15 protein-coding genes are annotated in these 21,670 nt (G+C 56.2%); 4 read left to right on the top strand and 11 right to left on the bottom strand.

What is annotated here, in order from left to right; translation table 11 throughout:
* Window positions 1-16 precede the first annotated feature (16 nt).
* A complete protein-coding gene (gene glnD / locus G9Q73_RS03585; protein ID WP_369408936.1) occupies window positions 17-2,293 on the top strand; it encodes a [protein-PII] uridylyltransferase in 2,277 nt (758 codons plus the stop codon).
* Window positions 2,294-2,321: 28 nt separating this feature from the next.
* Here glnD and G9Q73_RS03590 read toward each other — a convergent pair whose 3' ends face one another.
* The 10 genes from G9Q73_RS03590 to pepN form a co-directional block, all read right to left on the bottom strand.
* Window positions 2,322-3,494, bottom strand: a complete 1,173-nt coding sequence (locus G9Q73_RS03590; protein WP_177418590.1) for a D-alanine--D-alanine ligase family protein — start codon at window positions 3,492-3,494, stop codon at window positions 2,322-2,324.
* A 191-nt stretch (window positions 3,495-3,685) separates the two neighbouring features.
* Entirely contained in the window at window positions 3,686-5,290 is a 1,605-nt protein-coding gene (locus G9Q73_RS03595) for a UDP-N-acetylmuramoyl-tripeptide--D-alanyl-D-alanine ligase (RefSeq protein ID WP_177418591.1), read from the bottom strand.
* A gap of 3 nt (window positions 5,291-5,293) precedes the next feature.
* Window positions 5,294-5,980: an alpha/beta fold hydrolase gene (locus G9Q73_RS03600; RefSeq protein WP_369408828.1), complete on the bottom strand. Its 687-nt coding sequence runs from the start codon at window positions 5,978-5,980 to the stop codon at window positions 5,294-5,296.
* 173 nt (window positions 5,981-6,153) lie between these two features.
* Window positions 6,154-9,621 (bottom strand): PPi-type phosphoenolpyruvate carboxykinase family protein, encoded by a 3,468-nt coding sequence (locus G9Q73_RS03605; protein ID WP_177418592.1) that lies wholly within the window; start codon window positions 9,619-9,621, stop codon window positions 6,154-6,156.
* Between the two features lie 236 nt (window positions 9,622-9,857).
* Window positions 9,858-10,301: a hypothetical protein gene (locus tag G9Q73_RS03610; RefSeq protein ID WP_177418593.1), complete on the bottom strand. Its 444-nt coding sequence runs from the start codon at window positions 10,299-10,301 to the stop codon at window positions 9,858-9,860.
* Window positions 10,302-10,339: 38 nt separating this feature from the next.
* A complete protein-coding gene (locus G9Q73_RS03615) occupies window positions 10,340-11,350 on the bottom strand; it encodes a hypothetical protein (RefSeq protein WP_177418594.1) in 1,011 nt (336 codons plus the stop codon).
* Window positions 11,351-11,830: 480 nt separating this feature from the next.
* Window positions 11,831-14,950 (bottom strand): efflux RND transporter permease subunit, encoded by a 3,120-nt coding sequence (locus G9Q73_RS03620; protein WP_177418595.1) that lies wholly within the window; start codon window positions 14,948-14,950, stop codon window positions 11,831-11,833.
* Entirely contained in the window at window positions 14,947-16,080 is a 1,134-nt protein-coding gene (locus G9Q73_RS03625; protein ID WP_177418596.1) for an efflux RND transporter periplasmic adaptor subunit, read from the bottom strand. Before G9Q73_RS03625 ends, G9Q73_RS03620 begins: the two co-directional genes overlap by 4 nt.
* Before the next feature lie 157 nt (window positions 16,081-16,237).
* Window positions 16,238-16,612: a sirohydrochlorin chelatase gene (locus G9Q73_RS03630; RefSeq protein WP_177418597.1), complete on the bottom strand. Its 375-nt coding sequence runs from the start codon at window positions 16,610-16,612 to the stop codon at window positions 16,238-16,240.
* Complete coding sequence (pepN, locus tag G9Q73_RS03635) at window positions 16,609-19,260, bottom strand: aminopeptidase N (RefSeq protein ID WP_177421231.1); 2,652 nt, start codon at window positions 19,258-19,260, stop codon at window positions 16,609-16,611. The genes G9Q73_RS03630 and pepN overlap by 4 nt, the downstream gene beginning before the upstream one ends.
* A 302-nt stretch (window positions 19,261-19,562) precedes the next feature.
* On the opposite strand from pepN, the gene grxC reads away from it, so the two are divergent.
* From grxC to G9Q73_RS03650, 3 genes are read left to right on the top strand one after another with little or no spacing between them, the layout of a single operon-like run.
* A complete protein-coding gene (gene grxC, locus G9Q73_RS03640; RefSeq protein WP_177418598.1) occupies window positions 19,563-19,826 on the top strand; it encodes a glutaredoxin 3 in 264 nt (87 codons plus the stop codon).
* Window positions 19,827-19,831: 5 nt separating this feature from the next.
* Window positions 19,832-20,230, top strand: a complete 399-nt coding sequence (locus G9Q73_RS03645) for an RNA-binding S4 domain-containing protein (RefSeq protein WP_177418599.1) — start codon at window positions 19,832-19,834, stop codon at window positions 20,228-20,230.
* Between the two features lie 7 nt (window positions 20,231-20,237).
* Window positions 20,238-20,696, top strand: a complete 459-nt coding sequence (locus G9Q73_RS03650) for a hypothetical protein (protein ID WP_177418600.1) — start codon at window positions 20,238-20,240, stop codon at window positions 20,694-20,696.
* Window positions 20,697-20,750: 54 nt separating this feature from the next.
* On the opposite strand, the gene G9Q73_RS03655 is transcribed toward G9Q73_RS03650, so the two are convergent.
* Window positions 20,751-21,329, bottom strand: a complete 579-nt coding sequence (locus tag G9Q73_RS03655) for a hypothetical protein (protein WP_177418601.1) — start codon at window positions 21,327-21,329, stop codon at window positions 20,751-20,753.
* Window positions 21,330-21,670 lie beyond the last annotated feature (341 nt).

Raw genomic sequence — 21,670 nt, forward strand, 5'->3', positions numbered from 1 at the left:
CAGTCTGCTCTGGGACATCGGACTGGAAGTTGGACACAGCGTACGCACCATTGAGGATTGCATCCGGGAAGCATCAAATGACATCACGGTTGCCACCAACCTGATGGAATCCCGGCTGCTGGTCGAGCCTGAGACCCTCTTCAGGGCGATGCGGAAAGCCACCAGCCCCGCTAAGATTTGGGACAGCAAACGCTTTTTTGAAGCGAAATTTGCGGAACAGCAGGCGCGGCATCAAAAATTCGAGGACAGCGAAAGCAACCTGGAACCCAATCTGAAGGAGAGTCCAGGCGGATTGAGGGATATCCAGATGATCGGCTGGGTGGTGAAACGCCACTTCCAGGCCGACACCTTGCGTGATCTGGTGAGTCACGGCTTCCTCAACGAGGACGAATACCAGACACTGATCGAAGGTCAGGATTATCTCTGGCGCATCCGTTTCGCCCTGCATACCCTTACAGGCAGACGCGGCGACATTTTACTTTTCGACTATCAGCGCACCCTGGCTAACCAGTTTGGCTATGATGACAATACCAGCAATCTGGCGGTGGAGCAGTTTATGCAACTCTTCTACCGGACAACGCTGGAGCTGAACCGCCTCAACGAAATCCTTCTGCAGCACTTCCAGGAAGCGATCCTACTGGAGAACAAGCTGGATGCCCCCGTTTCTCACGGCAACCGTTTCCAAAGCCGCAACAGTTTTCTCGAGGTCACCCATCCGGATGTCTTCTCCCGCACCCCCACCGCCCTGCTGGAACTCTTTCTTATCCTGCAGGAGAATCCAGAACTAAAAGGTGTCAGAGCCAGCACCATCCGCCTGCTGCGGGACAATATTCAGCTGATCAACAGCGCCTTCCGCGCAGACATCCGGGCACAGAGCCTGTTTATGGAGATCCTGCGCCAACCCTGGGGCATAACCCGGGAACTGCGCCGCATGAATCGTCATGGCATCCTCGCTGCCTACATTCCAGCCTTTGAAAATATTGTCGGACGTATGCAGTACGACCTGTTTCACGTCTATACCGTGGATGAGCATACATTGATGGTGCTGCGTAACCTGCGCCGTCTGTCAGTGCCGGAACTCGCAGAAGAGACCCCCTTCTGCACCCAGCTGTTCCGCACCCTGCCGAAGAAAGAGCTGATCTATCTGGCCGCCCTCTTCCACGACATCGCCAAAGGACGTGGCGGCAATCACTCCATACTCGGTGAGAAGGACGCGGTGGACTTCTGCCGCCAACACCATCTCAGCGAATATGACAGCCGTTTGGTTGGCTGGCTGGTGCGCAACCACTTGGTCATGTCCATGACCGCCCAGCGCAAGGACATCAACGACCCGGACGTCATCCAGGCGTTTGCTGAAAACGCCGGGGACACAATGCACCTCGACTATCTCTATCTGCTGACAGTCGCTGACAGTCAGGCCACCAATCCGAAACGCTGGAACTCATGGAAAGATTCACTGCTGCGGGATCTCTACAAATCCACCCATCGCGCCCTGCAGCGCGGGCTGGACAACCCGCTGGCGCAGGAGGAGTTGATCCGGGAGACAAAATACGAAACGCTGGAACTGCTGGCCAAGGCCGGACACGATGAGAGAGAGATTCTCAGACTCTGGCAATCCTTCAGCCCGGAGTATTTTCTCTCACACTCTCCCAATGCGATCTGCCGGCAGATTCAGGCCATCATCACCACGTCACCGGAAGACCTGCCGCTGGTCGCGATCCATGAAACCGCCGAACACGGCGGCAGCGACGTACTCTACTACGGACCGGATCGCGACAATCTGTTTGCCGTCATGACCACCCTGCTGGATCAGTTGGGCCTGTCCATCGTCAACTCCCGCATCATGAGCACGACTCAAGGCTTTTCTCTCGACTCATTCCTGGTCATGGAGGAGGATGGCAGTCCTGTCCAGCTTGGCCATCGCGCCGAAGAGATCATCACCACCCTGAAAGCCGGATTGACGCAGAAAGACGACCGGCCACTCAAAGTGCATCGCCGCATGCCCCGCCAGCACAAGAGCTTCGACACCCCGACCCGCATCTTCTTCTCCCAGGATCCGGCTTACAACCGCACAGTGATGCGTCTGATCACCCTTGACCGGCCGGGACTGTTATCGGAAGTGGGACAGGCCTTCGCCGCCTGCGACATTCGTCTGCAGCACGCAAAAATCGCGACCATCGGCGCAGAGGTGGAGGATATCTTTTTCATCACCGACCGGGAGAACCGGCCGTTATTGGACAAGCATCAGCTGGAGCGTCTGGAAGCCGCCGTCACCACACGGCTGCCGGAGTAGCATTCAGCAGGGCGCCCCGCAAGTGAAATCAGCGCTTGCTGCCCAACTTGCCGCCACTCCCCTGCAGTGAGAGCAGGTTGGAGTCGAAGACATAGGTCCGCCTGCCCTTTTCCCGAAACCTCTCCAGCGCCAGCTTGATGACGCGAGTGGTCAAGGCAGCAAACGAAACGCCGCTCGCCTCCCAGAGATAAAACGCCAGTGATCCGGGGATGGTATTGATCTCGTTGACAAAGACATCGCCGCGCTCCTCATCAACAAGAAAGTCGATACGAACCACTCCACTCGCGCCAATCAGGCTGAACGTCTCCTTTGCCAACTGGCGGATCCTGTCCGCCAGTTCCTCGGGTATCTCCGCCGGCAGTACGCGATCGGTGGAGCTGATGCCCTTGGTCTTGCCACCCTGATATTTGTCGGCAAAATTCAGGATACCGCTGGAACGCAGGGGCTCCTCCAGCGCCGCAACCTCCACCCCATCCCGATTACCCAGCACCGAGGCGTTGATCTCCTTGAGTCGGGTCACCATGCGTTCGATCAGGATCGAGGGGTCGTACTGGCCGGCGTTTTCGATCGCCTCCTCCAACTCCGTTTCCGAGGCAGCGACACTAATGCCAATGCTCGACCCCAGATTCGCCGGTTTGACCACTACCGGGTAACCCAATTTGGACTGGATCCGGTCGATAATCGCCCGCCTGTCCTGATACCAGGCTTCCATCCGACAACTCTCCGACTCCACCACCGGGATGCCGTTACCCCGCAACAGTGTCTTGGTCAGGATCTTGTCCATGCCGATGACCGACGCAGTGACGTCGCAGCCTGCATAGGGAACACCTGCCATCTCAAGCAGCCCCTGCAGGGTACCGTCCTCGCCATTGGTGCCGTGAATAACAGGAAAGACGATATCAAGTTTCTCGACGAGGTTGTTTTTAAGACGGGCCGGAGGAACACGATAGAGTTCAAGCTGTCCGCCATTTCCGTGAGGCGTAACTTCAGTGCTTTCGGAGAGCAGGGTTTCCAGTTGCTTGAAGTTGTCGATCTCAGACAACTTTGCACCGATGTACCACTCACCCGTTTTACTGATGTAAACCGGCGTCACGCAGTATAGATCGGCATCGATTGCATGAACGACCTGCAGACCGGAAATGATGGAGACCTCATGCTCTACCGAGCGGCCACCAAAAAAGACGCCAACATTGGGTTTCATCGACTACACCTTCAACTCACGCAAATTCGAAATACCGCTTTCACCACGAAGAACACAAAGAGTACGAAGGTTTGAGATCTCTCCCTACGGTCGAGATAACAATAATGCAATTAATCAAATCCTCCCTGACCATACATTTTCTTCGTGTCCTTCGTGTTCTTCGTGGTTAATTATGTTTTTTCAATCGGAGACTAATTATAAGTATCCGGCAGATCATTTTCATAGAGCACGACATCACCCTCTCGCGAGATCTTCGCAAAATGGTCATTGGCCTCATTCAGATGGGCCGCAACATATATCTGGTTTTGCGGATAACCTGCCGAAACCAGCCCCTCATAGATCGGTTTGGCCCGCTCGATACCCACCAGAATGACATAGTCACAGCGGCTTGCCGCGTAGGCGCCAAGAAGACGATTCTCCTCCGCCTCCGTTTCGCCAAGCTCGACCATGCCCGGAGTGATCAACACCTTTCTCTTGCCCTCAATCTCCCGCAGCACATCCAGGGCGGCTCGCGCCCCCATTGGATTGGAGCTGAATGCATCGTCCACGATGGTGATGCCCGCAGCGCTCTGTTTCACGTTCAATCGGTGTGGCGCCGGCTGCAGCGAGCGCACCGTCGCTCTGATCCGGTTTTCCGGCACACCCAGCTCCATTGCCACTGCAACTGCAGAGACGATGTTGTAGATATTGTTTTTTCCCAGAAGACGGGTCTCCAGCTGCAGCGTCTCCCCCTTCGGTAAAGAGAGAGTGAGCGCAGTCAGGCCATTGGCCAGATATTTGATCTCGCGCGCCGCATAATCCGCTCCCGGTGAATCGACGCCGAAACTGACAACCCTCGCCTGAGTCCTGCCTCGCACTTCAGCAAAACTCTCATCATCCGCATTGATAAACGCGATGCCATCGGACGGCAGGGATTCGACCAACTCCGATTTGGTCTTCACAATATTGGCAAGACTTTTGAACATCTCCAGATGCTGTTTACCGATGGTGGTGATCAAACCATACCTGGGGTGCACCAACTCGCAGATCTCCCGGATATCACCCGGCTGTTTGGCGCCCATCTCCACCAGAAAGAGATCGTGTATCGGCTTGAGCTTCTCCCTGATGATGCGAGTCACCCCAAGCAGGGTATTGAAACTGCCCGGCGTCATCAATGCATTGTATTTGGCCAGCAACAGTTCATTCAGGATGAATTTGGTACTGGTCTTGCCATAACTCCCGGTGATACCGACCACCTGAAGCCCCGGCATGCCGTTGATGATCTTCCCCGCATCGCCGATGTACCATCTGGCGATGGCCGACTCCACCGGCACCGCCAACAGGTTGGCGACGAGCAGCAGCCAGGGCAGCAACAGCAGGAGCAGGCCCGACATGAGAAACAGAGAAAAATAGGGGACTGGTGACAATCCCGTCGCACCGAGAAAAAACGTCGGCAGCGACACCCCCACCCAGATCAGAAAGATTGCCGCCATCAGGCGCTTGACCCTTCCGGTCACCACCAGCGGCTTTTTCACCGGCGCTTTGGGGCGTTTCAGACTGAGCAGCAGGAATCCCCCGATCCAGATGCCGAAAAATAGCCCGCTGTTCCAGTAAAACAGCAGCGCCACAAGCGGTAGCAGTGAGACCAGGCCAAGACGTTTAAGCAGATCCTCGTGCAGCCAACGCAGATAACGCTCATTGCGATAGGAGTTGAGCTGCAGCATGTGCAGGTAGTGCATAACTGCGCGTCCGACGATAACAGCGTAGAGCGTCAGGGCAAGCAGCACAGCAAGCGTCTGGAACAGGGCAGCCCCCATAGATCAGGTTTCCATTTTCAGAAAATAGTCGACGATGATCTGGAACTCGCCAGGCTTTTCCAGATAGGAGAAGTGTCCTGCCCCCTTGATGAGCGCCAAACCACAATCGGGTATATGCGCCTCCATCACCTTTGCCTGATAGAGAGGCGTATCCAGATCGTCCTCTCCCCAGACCAGCAGGGTGGGCGCTTTGATCCCGGACAGCAGGGGCGTCAGATCTTCATTCACCACCTTTACCAGGGTCTGTCGCATAATGGGGGAGGCATTGCGGTAATCTTCGGAACCGGCACGTCCGCGCATCTTTTCCAGTAGTGGTGGATAGAGCCGGCCCGGGACATTTTTCATCAGCTTGTATGAATAGACCTTGAGATAGTAATTCAGGCTGCGGCGGGGTTTGACCCCGGCACTGTCCACCAGAATCAATCTTCTGACCGACATCTCCGTCGCCAGCCGGATCGCCAGCCGACCACCGAAGGAGTGACCGATGATCGCAGGATTTTCGATCTCCATCTCAGCGATAAAACGCTCCACCAAGGCCGCATATTCCGTCGTTCCCCATGGGGATCCCGGCTCCTGGCTTTCACCGAAACCGGGAAGATCCAAGGCGTAGACACAATATTTTTTCGCCAGATGCTGCCTGACAGCCGCGAAACTTCCGAGATCGCTGCCCCAGCCGTGCAGGATAAGCACACGACTCCCACTGCCCACAACATCATAGTGGAGACGAATATTGTGGATAGTAGTGTAAATCGTTATCTCCGGGTCAGACAGTGAGGTTGCCGGTTCCGCTGTGCTTGAACCGGCCTACTACTGGACTTGCAGGCCTGATCAAGCGTAGCGGATCTGGCAAATCGCTGGGCCAACTAAGCGGGGCTGCCCGCTGGCCGCAGGGGGTCCGCACCAATCGTGCCGACCAGACTGCGCAGATAGTCATCACTTCGTACTGCCGCGAGCCGCGCTTCGGCCATCTCGAGTCGCGACGCTATACCCATCTTTTCAGCCACATCCGCATAACCGGGCCGACTGAGGAAATCCTGCAGATAATCAACATGACGTTCCCAGAGCGATATTTCCCGAACCTGTTTCACTTGCAGACGCTCCTGGTACCAATCCGATGCCAACAGGTAGTCGCTGGTGAACATGGCGCGAATCTCCGGGTCATGCACTGCCTTACCTTCGTACTCACCCTTCGCCATGATATGCAGCACAGCCTTCAACGGCGGACAGGCATCCTCAACACTGCCGTCATCCAGATACTGCTGAGCAACTCTCTGTTGTGCCTCTAGGATATTGTTGATGCCGTCCGCAAAGACATCCAGATCCTGCAGTTCCGGTTTCAGGATACTTTCGGTCAGCACCGTGTTGGCATTATCGAAAATCTTGCCGAGGAAGCCGTGCACAAAACGATCGGTAATACGATAACCCAACCGGCTCGCCAAAACCTGATGGCCGTTATGCTCAAAGTCTTCCAGCGGTTCGAGGTAGCCGTTCTCGATGAGATAGGCCGGTTCACGTTCATGTTCATCGAGCCGCGCCCAGACCTCAGGGATCAGCAGGCTGATATCGTGGTTAACCCGCACGTTCGGACCGACATACCCGGCAGAACTGGAAAAACCCGGATAACCCGTAAGAATGAACGAGACCAGCGCATTGTTGAGATCCGCAGTGGCGCGCAGGGCGTTGAAAGGCCCCTTGGTCAGCGCACCCTCACTCCCCGCCCCGGTGGTGGAGGGGGACTTGCCGGTGAGACTGCAGACAAAGTCCATGAAAAGTTCGGGCAGCTCCTGATAATGGATCGGGTTATAGACCGCCAGGGAGCGAATACCGGGTTCAGGTGGGTTGTTGCGACGTCCGGCCAGCACCGCATCGACCGTATGACAAACCTTCTTTCCCAACGGCAGCTTACGATGGAATCGCGCGCCAATCTCGGCCACGTAGGCCCGTATCGGCGCCACCAGATCCTGCCGGGTCTGCAGATAGCGGGGGTTCTTGCTCGGCTTTCCATCCACCAGCCGCGGATGGGCAGATGAGGCCACATAACCGCTCTGCGCTTCGTGGGCACCCGTAAGCAACTCTCGCATGGGCTGAGTGAAGTTGCAGAGATTCAGCACATCCTCCACCACCTCGGTCAGCTTCTCCCCGCTCAGCGGCTCAAAATTGGCAAGAAAATTCCCGGCCTGGGACATATCGAATTCGGTCTGCTTGTCGAAACCGGGTATGACGGCATCATCCGGACGCTGGAACAGACGATACTCGCAGTTGGCGGTCAACTTGACGCTGCGATCATTGTCAGATCCACAGCGGCAGTCATCAAGGGATTTCGCTCTGACCACCACCGAAGTGGTGATGTCGTCCTCCATCTGAATCTTGTCAGCGGCGATGAAATCCTGTCGTACCTTGAAGATGCGCCACTCACCGCGCGCATCGAAACCGACGCGCAGATAGGAGGCGATGATGCGGCGATCCAGCAACTTCAGTTCATGGCCAGCCGCACCGTCTATCTCATCCACTGAAATATATTTGCGCCAGTTAGTGCCCCAGAATGGCCGGTAGAAACGTTTGATGACAAAGGCCAGCGCCAGGATGCGCGGCGGAATCGACTCCAGCCAGGCATTGTACTCATCCGTATAGCTGGGAGAGGGGGTCATCAATTTGATGAAGGAGCCCAGGCTGCGCTCCTTACTCAGCGGCTTACGGCTGGGATCCCGGTCCACACTCTCAAAACTGGACTTCAAGCGATCACTATAGTCCCGCTCGTAGATCTCCTGCACCCGGTCGAGATCAATCTGCAGATCATCCACAAAGAGCGGACCATAGATCACCGCATCGTCGAGAGACTTGGATATCTCCGATTTGCCACCACCGGAGACGGTGCTGGGTTTGTGACAAAAAGTCCCCTCGGGGTCGGTGCCGATCAGACGCCAGGAGGGGGCGCCCGGATGCTTTTGCATCTCTATTTTATAACCGTTGGGCTGGATATAGATCTTGCCCGGCTGCAGACGAATAACATGCGACTCGCCATCCCGCAGGAAGGCGATGCTCTGCTCCTGCAGATCCATGCGCAGATCCTGCGGCACGTAGATTACATCGGGGAAGCGCTTGTCGATACCATGCCCTTCAGGTTGCAGATTCATGATATCGCCGTAGCGCTCCACCACATCCTGAAAGCTGTAACCCAGCTCCCGGGTTATAGAGTCGACACCATATTCGATGCCGTGGTTACGGCGAGGGAAGGCCAGTGCTCCGCCGGCATGCTCCTCCTCCGCCAGGCCAAAAAGATTGGCGGCGAAGCTGATCTGGGTCTTGACCTCTTTCTTGCAATAGCCGTAGTAGTTATCCGCAAGAATGGTGACGATCACGCCGCTCTCATCACGGGCAGTGATCTTGAAGGCCTGGCCATCGTTGTAGCGTTCGTCTTCCGACTGCCAGCACATGCCTTCCGCCCGCTGACGCTCACTGGCATCGTCGAAGTGGGGCAATCCTACAGACTTTTTGGTGAGCTGGGTAAGATGGGGCGCGAGGATGACGCAGCCGGTCTGTCCGCTCCAGTGGTCCACATCCAGGGCAGAATCAAACTCCGGCAGCATAGGGTTGCCGCCGTTGCCGAAGATGCTCTCGACAAAATCGAGGTTACTGGCCAGGTTACCCGGCGCGAAGAAGCGGATCTCCATGCTCTTCTGGCTATCCTGGCCGGGGATCTCCGGACAGACGGTGGGGCGCAGCAGCAGGGAGACAAACATCTTCGCCTGCTCTTCCAACGCTGAGGTAAAAGGTATCTGCAGCAGTTCATCCGGCGGATTCATTGCGGCTGACAGCATGAAGGCAAAACAACGCTTCGGCACCACCTTCTTGTCGCCAGGAACCGGCAGTCCGCCATCGGCAATATGAAAAGAACCCTTGGTGGTCCGGCGATCGCTGGCGGGATTGTGCAGCACACCCTGCTTCACCCGGAAACTGTTGACGATATCGGAGTGGAACTCGTCCTCGCCCAACGGCAGGGAGAGCTCCCGGGCCACGCCATGCCTGTCAAGGATGAAGGTCATGGCGGGCAGCCTGGGAATCTCCCCTTCAGGAAGACCCTCAAGATAACGTTCCAAAAATGACTGGATACGCTGGTCAGCGGGACAGAGGTAGTCGGTGAGCAACCGGTTCTTCTCCCGGTAAGTCTTGAGCAGATCGTGGGCGGTGGAAAGAAACGCATCATCTCCGCCAGCAACTGTGGGCTGACCCGAAGACGCCAGTTTCAGGTTGATATAGAGCTGTAGCTTTTTGCTCTCTTCTTCCGGATCAGCCGGAGTATCTTTAAGACCGAGGGAACGCTCGAAGTCCATGACTTCTCCAAATCTGTTGACCGCGCGCATCCTGCCCGAAGCAGCGTACAGATTCAAGTCTGACACCGTTCAAACCGGACCAACACAACCCTTAAAAAGAATTTTTTTACTTTAATAAACAATCTATTATAGAAACATTGCCTGGTTTTTCCAGGCGCTCGGAAAACCTGTGAAATCTTTCACTGCCTGAGGCAAACAAGAGGAAATCGGGTAGAAGTCCCTACCCGGTGGGGCGTTTACTTAACTGCCGATTGCATGCAGCTATCCATCTCGGCACTGCTGGCACTCTTTCCCAAACAGCCTTTTATCGCCTCGCTCCGCTTGATCGATAGTTTCAGATCCTTCACCATCTGGACCTTCATTTCCGGACTCCACTCGATATTCTTCGGATCTGGCGCGAGCGGTGGTTTGCCGTGAGAACTCTCCTTGCCTCCGCCTATGGAGCGCATGGCCTGCTCTCTGGCCTCGGTCATAATGGCAACACACTTCATCAGATCATCCTTGCTGGATGTCCCCTCCAGACAGGTCAGGGTCTTTTTCATCGCCGGTATGCTCGTCTCCATCACAGGAAGCATCCTCTGCTTTGCCATCTTGAACATCTGTTCCCTGTCCATCTGTCCCTGCGGAGACTGCGCAAAGACGAGCGCCGGCAGCAACAAGATCGGTAGCAGATATTTCATTGGCTTCTCCTGGGGATTATTGGGACGGACATACTACCCTATTCCGCTAGGGGAGGCTTTTGTGCATTGCCTTCTCTGCCTGGCGCCCCGGCCACACTGGAGGGTCTTTTCCCGACCGAACGCAGATCGACCAATTTGTTGAGCAGGTCAAACCAGAAGGGCGCACCCATGGAGATAGCAAGGATGGTAATCAACAGGCCGGTTATTTTGACCAGCACCGCCCATAATCGGCTCTCTTCGTCTCCTTTTGCGTCTTCCCGGTTCTGCCAGAATTTTGTTACCGACTCGCTATCCCAACCCAGGGGCAGTGAGAGACCTTCAATTTTCTCAACAACCTCTTTGTAATTCTGATCCTTTGTCAGGGCATCTTTATCACTCTTTGCAAGTTGCTCCGCCTGCGCCACCAAGGCCGTACGCACACCGGAATCATGCCACAGCACATGGGCGATATGGATAGTGTCGATGTTCATCGAGGTGACTACTACGGCGGCGACAAGGAGGATAATCATCTGCGACTGGCGTCGATACCAGCCCGATGCCCGACCCATCGAGGTATCAAACCACGCCTCGATGTTGGATTGAATCTTCTCCAGATCATCTCCCGCATTATCGAGCAATGGCAGGAGGGAGCGTTTGAGGTGTTCGTTCTCCTCCTTGTTGATCAGGCTTCGGATCGACGTAACCGTTTTCATCTTGCCATCTCCGCCCCTGGCCCCAATGGTATCGAGCAGGGTAACGGCAAAGGTGTGAGGCGGGATATAGTTCGGTACCTTCTCATCCCTCTGCTTACCGAAAAAGCGTACCGGAGGCTGTTTCAGGGCACTGATGAAGGGATGTGACGTGACCTTGCTGATCAGGGTGGCAGCCGCCGAATTCTCCGCAGGCTTTGCCTCATTCGTCAACAATTGATTGAGCGCTGTCAGCAGGTTCTTGGAGCGCAGATTGAAAAAACCGGCGATCATCTCATTGAGAGAGGAGCAGAGCAGGCTCAGCAAAATATAGATGAATGCCAAGCCAATGGCGACCTCAAGCATGACTGATCCAAACATAGCCCCATCCTCCTGGAGTAACGAGCGTGGACAATTTCAAATAGTATAACGATTCAGCTTAGCCTCAGAGGTAAATCATTTCCGTAGGCCGGGTTAGATGCGCAAAAAGGGGACAGATTTATTTACCATAAATAAATCCTTTTTCACTCTACGCGCGACCTGATAAGCACCTTGTTGTCGAAACTCCTATCCAAACAGTTGGTCGCAGAAACCTTTGGCCTTCTCTGCGTCCTGGGAGGCTGTCGGGTTTATCCGTTTGAAGCGAAAATTACTGGGGGCGAATCAAATCAGTTTATCGAACGAGGCGATTAAATGGACAGGAGTCCATTTGACGGCGAAGCCACCCGCAGGGTGCGAGGCAGGACGCCGAGCATCAATAGTCGGCCTATTTAACGAGTTTGATAAGCTGAGTTGATCGCCATCCAGGGATTTGCAGCCAAACAGCGTTAAATCCGACAGCCTCCCAGGTCTGCAGTTTGTCTACACTGAACATCCGGGCTGGGGGGAGACTTCTGCAGACTGAGGACTCTTGACGCTGTAAAACACAGCATAAATCACGGGGATGATCCCCAGCGTCAAAATGGTGGAGAGCAAAATTCCTGCAATGATGGCGACCGCCATTGGCTCCCACATTTCGCCCCCTCCCAGGTAGAGAGGAATCAGGCCCAGCACGGTGGTGGCTGTGGTGAGTAGGATGGGACGCAGGCGGCGCTGGGCGGCTTCGATGATGGCCTGTTGCGGCGGTAGTCCGTTGACATCCAGTTCAAGCTGGATGCGCTCAAGAAGGACGATGGCGTTGTTGATGACGATGCCGGCCAGGGATATCACCCCCAGCAGGGTCATGAAGCCGAAGAAAGAGTCGGCGAGAATGAGTCCGTAGATCACACCAATCAGCCCCAGGGGGATGGTGAGGATCACGATGAGTGATTTGCGCAGGGAGTTGAACTGGGCCACCAGCAGCATGATGATGATGAAGCCGGCGATGGGCAGTTTTTCGGCGATGGATTGGGTGGCGGCGCCGGAGGATTCAGCTTCGCCGCCGAGTTCGTAGCGATAGCCGGGTGGCCAGCCGGCTTGTTGAGCCGTCAGCCAGGGCCGAAGCGCAGCGATGGCTGTGGCAGCGGTGCTGCCCTCTTGCAGTTGGGCACCGATGGAGACGGTCTTCATGCGGTCCCGACGCAGGATCTTTGAGGCCCCCCACAACACCTCCACGTCCGCGACCTGCGTGAGCGGCACCGCCTTGCCGGTGGCCTGCGAATAGACCGACAGGGCTTCGAGCTTGCCGATGTCCCGCCGGTCGGCGGTGGAGGAGCGCAGCATGACCGGAATCACCTCGTCGTCCTCGCGGAACTGGGTGAGTTCCATACCGCTGAGGCCGGTCTGTAGGGAGATGGCGATGTCCTCGCTGGAGACACCGGAGCGCAGGGCCCGAGGCTGGTCGATGTTGATGGCCAGTTTCTTGATCCGCTGGCCCCAGTCATCGTTGATGTTCTGTAGCCCGGGGATCTCCCTCATTTTCTGTTTGACCTGGGCGACCAGAGAGAACAGTTCGTCCGTGTCGCGGCCGGAGAGGCGGACTTCCACCGGGTTGGCGATGGCTGCGCCGTTTTCGAAACGGCGCATGGTCACCCGCAGATCAGGAAAATGCTCGAAGGTGTAGCGGTCGAGCTTCTCCATCAGTCCTGTGATCGCCTCGGCGGAGGTCACATGCACGATGATCAGGGCATAGTTGGAGCTGACCGCATGGGGCGAATGGGTGAGCACGAAGCGCATTCCGCCAAAGCCGATGTAAGCCACGGTGCGGGTGACGCCCATGTCTTGTTCCGCCAATTCATCAGAAGCCGGTTGTGCGGTTTTCAGTTCATCCTGGATGAAACCCTCGATCTGTCTCACCATCGATTCGGTGGTTTCAATGGAGGTGCCCAGAGGCAGTTCCAGTTCGAGCTTGAAGTAGGTCCGATCCGAGGGAGGGAAGAAGATGTTGGGAATGAAACGGAAGCTGTAGAGTGCGCTGGCGAACACCAGGGCGATGATCAGCAGGGTGGAAAACCTGAACCTGAGCAGCAGCTTCAGCATGCCCCGGTAACCTCGGTAGAAGGCGCTGTCAAAACTCTCCTGCTGCTGATCCAGCTTGAGGAAGTTGACCGCCAGCATGGGGATAACCGTCAAAGACAGGATCCAGGAACAGAGCAGGGTGATGGTGACGACCTTGAACAGGGATGCGGTGAATTCACCCGTGGTGGATTCGGCCAGAAAGATCGGCAGAAAGGCGGCGGAGGTGGTCAGGGAGGAGGTGAGCAGTGGCGCCCGCAGCTCGGCGGCGGATTCGATGGCTGACTTGACCGGCGCCATGCCGCTGGCCATGCGTGTCATGATGCTCTCGGACATGACGATGCCGTTGTCCACCAGCATGCCCAGGGCGATGATCAGGGCGGCCAGCGAGATCTGATCCAAGCCGATGTCGAAGAAGGACATGACCAGCATGGTGATGATCATGCTGGCGGGGATCAGGGCCGCGACGATTAAGCCGCTGCGCAGCCCCAGTGAGATGATCATCACCGCCGCCACCACGGCGATGGCCTGCATCAGATTGGAGATGAAGCTGCTGACCTTGTCCTGCACCTCATCGGGGGTGAAATGCACGATATCCAGATCGAGGCCCAGCGGGTAGGCTCCCTGCAGGTCAGCCAGGACTTCCGATACCTGTTTGCCAAGCACGATGTTGTTGCCGCCCTCGCGCATGGAGATGCCCAGGGCCAGGGCGGGTGTGCCGTCGGCGTGGACCTTGGTGGCCGGCGGATCGATGTAGCCGCGCCAGACCTTGGCTACGTCCTTCAAATAGATCAGGGTGCGATTGCCTGGCACCTGGATGATGGAGTGGCGAATCTCTTCCAGGGTTTCGTAGTTGCCGCTGGGTTCCAGGTCGATGCGCTCCCGGCCCAGGGTGACCGTGCCACCGGCAACGATGATGTTGCGGCTGGCCAGCATCTGGCTGAGTTGCGCGGGTGAGATGCCCAGTTCCGTCAGACGTGCGTTGTTGTATTCCACAAAGATACGTTCGTCCTGGACGCCGTAGAGCTGCACCTTGGCGGCATCCGGCAGGCGCAGCAGTTCATCGCGGGTCTGTTTGGCAAAGTTATTCAGCTCGGCATAGCTGAAATCCGGCCCGGTAACGCCGATGACAATGTCGAACACGTCGCCGAATTCATCGTTGACGATGGGGCCTACGATGCCGTCCGGCAGATCACCCGCCGCGCTGTCGATCTTGCGTCGAAGATCGTCCCAGATCGGTCGCATGATCGCGTAGCTCTCGCTGATATTGACCGAGATAATAGAGACACCCGCACGGGATTCACTGCTGACGAAATCCAGCTCCGGAATCTGCTGAATGACTGTTTCCAGCTTATCTGTCACAAGCTGTTCGACACGTTGCGGACTGGCGCCAGGAAAATAGGTTGTTACCTGGGCGGTGCGGATGACGAAGCCCGGATCGTAGGCGCGGGGCATCTTGGTGAACGCCTCTACGCCTGCCAACAGCAGAACCACCAGCAGGACCAGGGTCGTGCGGTTGTTCTTCAGCGCGAACTCGGTGATGCTCAAGGCTTAGTCCCCGGATTCCAGCGAACTTTCATCTCCGGCTGCGCCTGGCTCATGCCGGCGGTGAGGAGGTGGTCGCCCTGTTTCAGGCCCGAGGTGATGAGCAGGCCACGGTTGTCGATCTCGCCGGTGGTGACGGCACGGCGCTGGATCACGCCGACGCCACGCTTGCCGGTCTCGGCGGCTGTCGGGGTATCGTCATCTGCTCTGGTATCAGATTCAGCCAGCGCCTCCACCACATACACATAACGTCCTTGCATATCTTCCAGCACCGAAGAAGCGGGCACATGGAATATGGCGCCGTTATCCTCTGCGCTGCTCTCGGTCTCGATGATAACCACCGCGCTCATGCCGGGGAGAATGGTGTAGCCCTTCACACGGGGCATGGTGAAGGTCACTTCATAGGTCTGGTTCTCCTCGTCCGCGCTGGTTGCCGCCTCTTTGAGCTTTAGCGGGAAGCGCTGTTTGGCGATGGCGTCGAACTTTACGAAGTAGGAATGCACCTGGGTCTTCTTCCGGGTGCGTAACATGATGCTTTCCGGCACATTGATCTGGATGGTGAGTGTGGAGATATCCTGCAGGGTGACGATCTGGGTCTGCGGGGTGACTTCCTCGTGCCTTTCGACGAAGCGTCTCGCGATGCGGCCATCAAAGGAAGCGTGCAGTACGGTGTAATTCAGGCTCTGTCTTGTCGCTGCCAACTGGGCCTCTGCGGTGGCGTACTGTGCGTTGAGCTTGTCAAAATCGGATTGGGAGATATGGCCGGGGCCGACGAGTTTCTTGCCGCGCTGGAAATTGGATCTGGCGGTCTCGTAACTGGCCTGGCTGGACTTCAGTTCAATTCTGGCATCGGTCTGATCCAGCTTGGCGATGACCTCGCCCTTCTTGACCTTCTCTCCCTCCTTGAGCCGCATCTCATTGACGATGCCTGATACGCGGAAACTGAGATCGGCGCTACGGGCGGCGCCCACCACGGCGGGAAATTCACGGGTGGCCTTGGTGACGGTGGGTTCGACCTCCAGGGTGCGAACAGGACGGAGAATTTCCGGCGGCACAACAGGTTCGGTCTCTGTTCCGCAGGAGAGCAACAGGGGGCTGAAGATCAGGCTCAACAGCAGCGGGGTAATTTTCATTATTACTATTTACAGTCCGTGTCTATGAAATCAAGTTCAGCCGAAAGCTTACTCCAAGCCAGATAACAGCAGGGATTTTAGCACCTGAAAAGGCAGGGGCAAGGAGACAGATTTATTTATGGGAAATTGAAAATAAATCTGTCCCCTTTTTGAGTTGTTATCCCCTATCCTCTCCCGCGCAGTCAAGCAACATAGCGGATATCCCATCGGCTCCGCCCAGATATGGGGCAATCCGGATCCTGACCTTGGGATGTTTACATTGGGCATCCCCCACCGCCTGTGGAATATCGAGGCTCACATGCCGGCCTGCGGAGAGGAAATAGGGCAGCACGACCACCTCTTCCGCACCCTCGGTGATGCACTGCTCGATCCCTGCAGGTATGGAGGGGTCGGCAAGTTCCAGAAAGGCGCAAATCACAGAATGGTAGCTATTTCCCGCCTCTGCTCTCACCCGCTCCGTCAGCCGCCGGATCTCCTCGTTGGAGGCCTCCCGGCGACTGCCGTGCGCCACAATCAGCAACGCCCGGTTCACTTGACCTCCAGACTCTTGGAAGCAATCTCGAAGAGATCCCGTGAGATATCCGGCGTAGAGAGCACCCGTCGAAATTCGCGCTTCATCAAGGTCTGACGCACCTCGTCATAACGCTGCCAGCGGGTCATGATACGCATCATGCGGGCCGCAACCTGGGGGTTGAGCCGGTCCAGTTCCAGAACCCTGTCGGTCAGAAAACGGTAGCCGGAGCCATCCACTGCATGAAACCCAGTGATATTGCCACTGCAAAAGGCGCCGATCAGACTGCGCACCTTATTGGGGTTCTGCATGGAAAAGGCAGGGTGAGCCATCAAACGTTTTACGACATCCAACGTCGAGGGTAAGCGGGAGAACGCCTGCACGGAGAACCATTTGTCCATCACCAGCATATCGCCCCGCCAGCGAGTCTCGAATGCAGCAAGTGCGACATCTCTCTCAGGAGTGTCTGTATTGGCCAGTGCCGAGAGTGCCGCCATGACATCGGTCATGTTGTGCGACGCCTCGAACTGGGCCATGCAAAGATCACGGATAACCTGCTCATCGAGCAGCATGAGATAACCGAGACAGACATTCTTCAGGCTACGCCGGGCGATGGCGGCGGAGTCGATGGTGTACACACCCGATTCTGTATTGGCATGGTAGACCTCAAGCAGCGAGGTTTTCAGGGCCACGGCAAGTTGTCGTTTCACCGCCTCCCGCTCTATATGGATACCATCGACATCCACCTCCGCCATCTGATCACCCAGCAGGGATTCGGACGGCAGGGCCAACACCTCGGCCAGCAACGCCTTATCGGCCTGTTGGTCGGTCAGTGCCTTATGAAAGGCGTCGATAAATCCTTGCGGCACCTCCAATCGATTGCCTGCACGATGTGCATCCAACAGTTGCAGGATGATGCGCTGAGCCAGCGTCTGGGCGGCATCCCAACGGTTGAAGTCATCGTTGTCGTGGGCCATCAGGAACATCAGTTCCGCATCGCTGTAACCATAATCGATCTTCACCGGCGCAGAGAGTCCCCGCAGCAGTGAAGGCACCGGTCTGGATGGCACATTGATGAAATGAAAAGTCTCCACCGCCTGGCGCAACTCAACGACGCGTGTCCCTCCACCTGGCGCCGCCTCGCCCTTCAACTGCAGCGGAATATCCTCTCCCGTCTCATCGAGCAGTCCCAAGGCCAGGGGGATGTGAAACGGTGGTTTGTTCTTCTGTCCACTAGTGTCGGGGCAGTGCTGGGTGAGCTGCAGACTGTAGACTTGTGCTGAGGCGTCGTAATCCGCCTTCACCTGCAGTTCCGGGGTACCGGCAAGACTGTACCAGTGCTTGAATTGAGAGAGATCCCGTCCGCCGGCATCCTCCATACATCGCACAAAATCCTCAGTGGTGACCGCCTGGCCGTCATGCCGCTCAAAATAGAGGTCGGTAGCCTTGCGGTAGCCGGCATCGCCCAGCAGATTGTGCTGCATGCGCACCACTTCGGCACCCTTCTCATAGACAGTCACGGTGTAGAAGTTGTTGATCTCCATATAAGCATCTGGACGGATCGGATGGGCCATGGGACCGGCATCCTCGGCAAACTGGTGAGCACGCAGCAACCGCACGTCTTCGATGCGCTTTACGCCCCGGGAGCCCATGTCCGCCGAAAACTCCTGGTCCCGAAACACCGTCAGCCCCTCTTTCAGACTGAGCTGAAACCAATCTCTACAGGTGATGCGATTGCCGGTCCAGTTATGAAAATATTCGTGAGCGATGACCCCTTCGATACCCTGAAAATCACGGTCGGTGGCGCTATCGGGGCGGGCCAGCACGAACTTGGAATTGAAAACATTGAGGCCTTTGTTCTCCATCGCCCCCATGTTGAAATCGTTGACCGCCACGATCATGTAGATGTCCAGATCGTACTCACGACCATAGTGCTGCTCATCCCAGGCCATGGCGTGTTTCAGGGATTGCATGGCATGATCGCACTTCTCGATATTTTCCGCTTCCACGTAGATGCGCAGATCCACATCACGTCCCGAAAGGGTGGTATAGCTGTCTCGAATAAAACGCAGATCCCCCGCCACCAGGGCAAAGAGATAACAGGGCTTGGAAAAGGGGTCTTCCCAGCGAACCCGGTGGCGACCCTGATCGAGCGCCTCTTCCTGAACCCGGTTGCCGTTGGAGAGCAGTACCGGATAGCGCTTTCTGTCTGCGCTGATGGTGGTGCTGAAGCGGGCCATGACATCGGGCCGATCAGGGAAATAGGTGATGCGGCGAAACCCTTCGGCCTCGCATTGAGTACAGAACATGCCACCGGAGCGATAGAGCCCTTCCAGTGCACTATTCTCCTGGGGACGTATCAACACCCGGGTTTTCAGTTCAAACTGTTCAGGTGGATTATCGATGGTCAGGGACGTGTCATCCAGCCGATAGGCATCGACTCCCAGCACCGCATCATCGAGCTGCATGGATTCCAGCTCCAGCAGCTCGCCATTCAACAGGAAGGCACGTGCGTCGCCTTTGAAGGCAGGGTTACGGCGTACCTTCAGGCGACTCTCAACACGAGCGTAGTCCTCGTGGAGGTCAAAATTCAGGTCGATCTGATCCACCAGGTAAGCCGGTGGCAAATAGTCCTTCAAATGGATGGTGACAGGGGTATCGGAGCGCATGTGTAGTCCCGGAAAACGTTCAAGGCGCTCCATGTTATAGCCAAACCGGAGAATCTTAAAATCCACTGCCGGTAAAGTTCTTCTGTGCTTCCACCTAAAACCATTCTCATGTCATGGTGTTCGTGGAACTCTGCTAATGTGGCTGTTAATATTGAGATATTAAACGAAACAGTGCTTTTTCGATGATTTACTGAAGACTCAAAGAGTTACATAACAATTTCTGAAAATCATCTCTGCCCCGCCGCCCTCTCCACCAGGGTCCAGGGCCTTGCTGAACACTTTTACCAAGAGGAATTTACCCCATGCCTAAAGTGGTGATGTATACCACGGCGATCTGCCCCTATTGCGTACGCGCCAAGTTCATGCTGAAAAACAAGCAGGTTGACTACAAGGAGATCCGCATCGATACCGACCACGAAGCGATGCAGGTCATGATGCAACGCAGTCGGCGCAACACGGTGCCGCAGATCTTCATCGACGAATACCATGTCGGCGGTTATGACGATATGGCCGCCCTTGAAATGGCTGGTCGCCTGGACGAACTGCTCGGTCTGGCGGAAAGCTGATCCGCATGAATGAAATGGCAGGCAAGATCCGGCTCGACAAATGGCTGTGGGCAGCCCGCTTTTTCAAGACTCGTCAACTCGCCTGCGAAGCAATCAACGGCGGCAAAGTACATCTCAATGGGCAGCGCACAAAACCTGGCCGTGAGGTCAGGGTCGGTTCGCATCTGCAGATCCATAAAGGCTCACTCGAATGGGATGTGGAGGTACGGGTACTGGCCTCAAAACGACGTCCCGCCAGAGAGGCACTTGAATTCTACGAAGAGTCGGCAGAGAGTGAACAGCAGCGACAGAAGATTACCGAAGAGCAGCGCTTGCAGCGTGCCATGGAACCACGGCCCGCTGGTGGCAAAATGAACAAGAAAGATCGCCGTATGATCCATCGTTTCATCAATAAGGATAGCTGAATCTGTCATGGACCAAGATGCATACCATCGCACTTACCGTGAGATCAACGACCGTTACTGCCCCTTCGAGCGGAGCATTCTGAACGATAAGTGCAGCTGCGGTGAGTCAAAGCGATTCTACCTGGCGGAGCGTGTCGGGGTGCATTGTGAATCAGACCAGGGACAGGCCCAATGCATGGAACTGCTCGAACTGCTCCGTCATCACGCCCGCTTTGCACTGAAATCCAATGACCGGCATGCAACTCTGCCTCATGGCCAGGCGATGCGCTTACAGGTCGGTGGGCTGCGTGGACTATTTTCCGAGACCTACCCGGAAGAACCTATGCCCGAGCCGGTTGGCGACATATTCACACTCGTCAGTAGCGCCATCGAAAAATTCAATTCACTGGATGAATTGCCGTTCCAACCCATCATCCAGCAGGTTGCCGCCTATCGAGGGCGCCAGCGATCAAAACCCAATAAATAGTGTAACTGTTCAAGATGCAGGCCCGATCAAGTGTAGCGGATCGGGCCTGCCACATTAGGTTCCCGTCCCCTTCAGCACGCGTAGATATGCCATCAATGATGTCAATACCGGTTCCAACTTACGGCGCATCAGAGAGCCGATCGCATCAGAATGACTGAATACAGGACGCACGACGCCATACCCCATGCCGGAAAAAATACGCATCGCCTTTAACTCTCCCGCCAACTCAGGCACAGCATCCAGGCAACTCTCAAAGGCGCGACAAGCAGCCTTTCCTGCAAGCAGCTGTTCCGCTTCCTCTTCCAGCGCTTCAAGGGTCAGATCAGGGTTTCCTGCAGGCCTCAGTGGCGCGAAATAGTCTCGCAGGACATCAAGTAGCAGGGTAACCACATCCTGATTAGCGGGTTTGACCATCACCCGCCCGACTGTATCGATAAAGCTTTGGCCCGGGGCAGAGAGTATCTTCAACACTATTTCCGCATAAGGGTTTCCTGCCTCTGAAAGCGCTGCGAGCGTACCTGCATGGTTATCCCTGTCTCCACGCGATTGCAACTGATCCGACGCTTCATTCGGGATGCTGGCAGAAATCGAGATAAGTAGACAGGTTTGCGACCTGCGTTTCCATAACTTCATCGGCTACATCCGAAACCAATCCCGGTTGAAGTACGAGTTTGGAGGCTGCATCATCCTCCGGTTCCGGTCTCGAGGGGGTATTCGATCCAAACTCCGCCAACTCGGCGCCATCTCTCCGGCAACCGCGGCGGGATTAGCCCGCGTCGCGGGCATTTTCCGGCTCTGACCTGACCGCGGGCCGGGGCGCGCCAGCTCGTCCGTCAGTCACTGGCGCAGGTAGCGGCGACCGCTTCGGTTCGCCAAGCGGGAGCAGCTGTTCTAGGGTTTTCACCCCGGGTCTGGCCCATTCCGGATTGACGTTTGAAAAATGGTATGCGGGTGATCCCGTCGCATGACCAATG

This window comes from endosymbiont of Lamellibrachia barhami, from assembly GCF_011947365.2.
Classification (GTDB): domain Bacteria; phylum Pseudomonadota; class Gammaproteobacteria; order Chromatiales; family Chromatiaceae; genus QGON01.

What these genes read in the sequence shown, in the direction of transcription:
- G9Q73_RS03590 (WP_177418590.1), bottom strand. Translation starts at nt 3,494, where the DNA reads ATGAAACCCAATGTTGGCGTCTTTTTTGGTGGCCGCTCGGTAGAGCAT.
- G9Q73_RS03595 (WP_177418591.1), bottom strand. Translation starts at nt 5,290, where the DNA reads ATGGGGGCTGCCCTGTTCCAGACGCTTGCTGTGCTGCTTGCCCTGACG.
- G9Q73_RS03605 (WP_177418592.1), bottom strand. Translation starts at nt 9,621, where the DNA reads ATGGACTTCGAGCGTTCCCTCGGTCTTAAAGATACTCCGGCTGATCCG.
- G9Q73_RS03610 (WP_177418593.1), bottom strand. Translation starts at nt 10,301, where the DNA reads ATGAAATATCTGCTACCGATCTTGTTGCTGCCGGCGCTCGTCTTTGCG.
- G9Q73_RS03615 (WP_177418594.1), bottom strand. Translation starts at nt 11,350, where the DNA reads ATGTTTGGATCAGTCATGCTTGAGGTCGCCATTGGCTTGGCATTCATC.
- G9Q73_RS03625 (WP_177418596.1), bottom strand. Translation starts at nt 16,080, where the DNA reads ATGAAAATTACCCCGCTGCTGTTGAGCCTGATCTTCAGCCCCCTGTTG.
- pepN (WP_177421231.1), bottom strand. Translation starts at nt 19,260, where the DNA reads ATGCGCTCCGATACCCCTGTCACCATCCATTTGAAGGACTATTTGCCA.
- grxC (WP_177418598.1), top strand. Translation starts at nt 19,563, where the DNA reads ATGCCTAAAGTGGTGATGTATACCACGGCGATCTGCCCCTATTGCGTA.
- G9Q73_RS03645 (WP_177418599.1), top strand. Translation starts at nt 19,832, where the DNA reads ATGAATGAAATGGCAGGCAAGATCCGGCTCGACAAATGGCTGTGGGCA.
- G9Q73_RS03650 (WP_177418600.1), top strand. Translation starts at nt 20,238, where the DNA reads ATGGACCAAGATGCATACCATCGCACTTACCGTGAGATCAACGACCGT.
- G9Q73_RS03655 (WP_177418601.1), bottom strand. Translation starts at nt 21,329, where the DNA reads ATGAAGTTATGGAAACGCAGGTCGCAAACCTGTCTACTTATCTCGATT.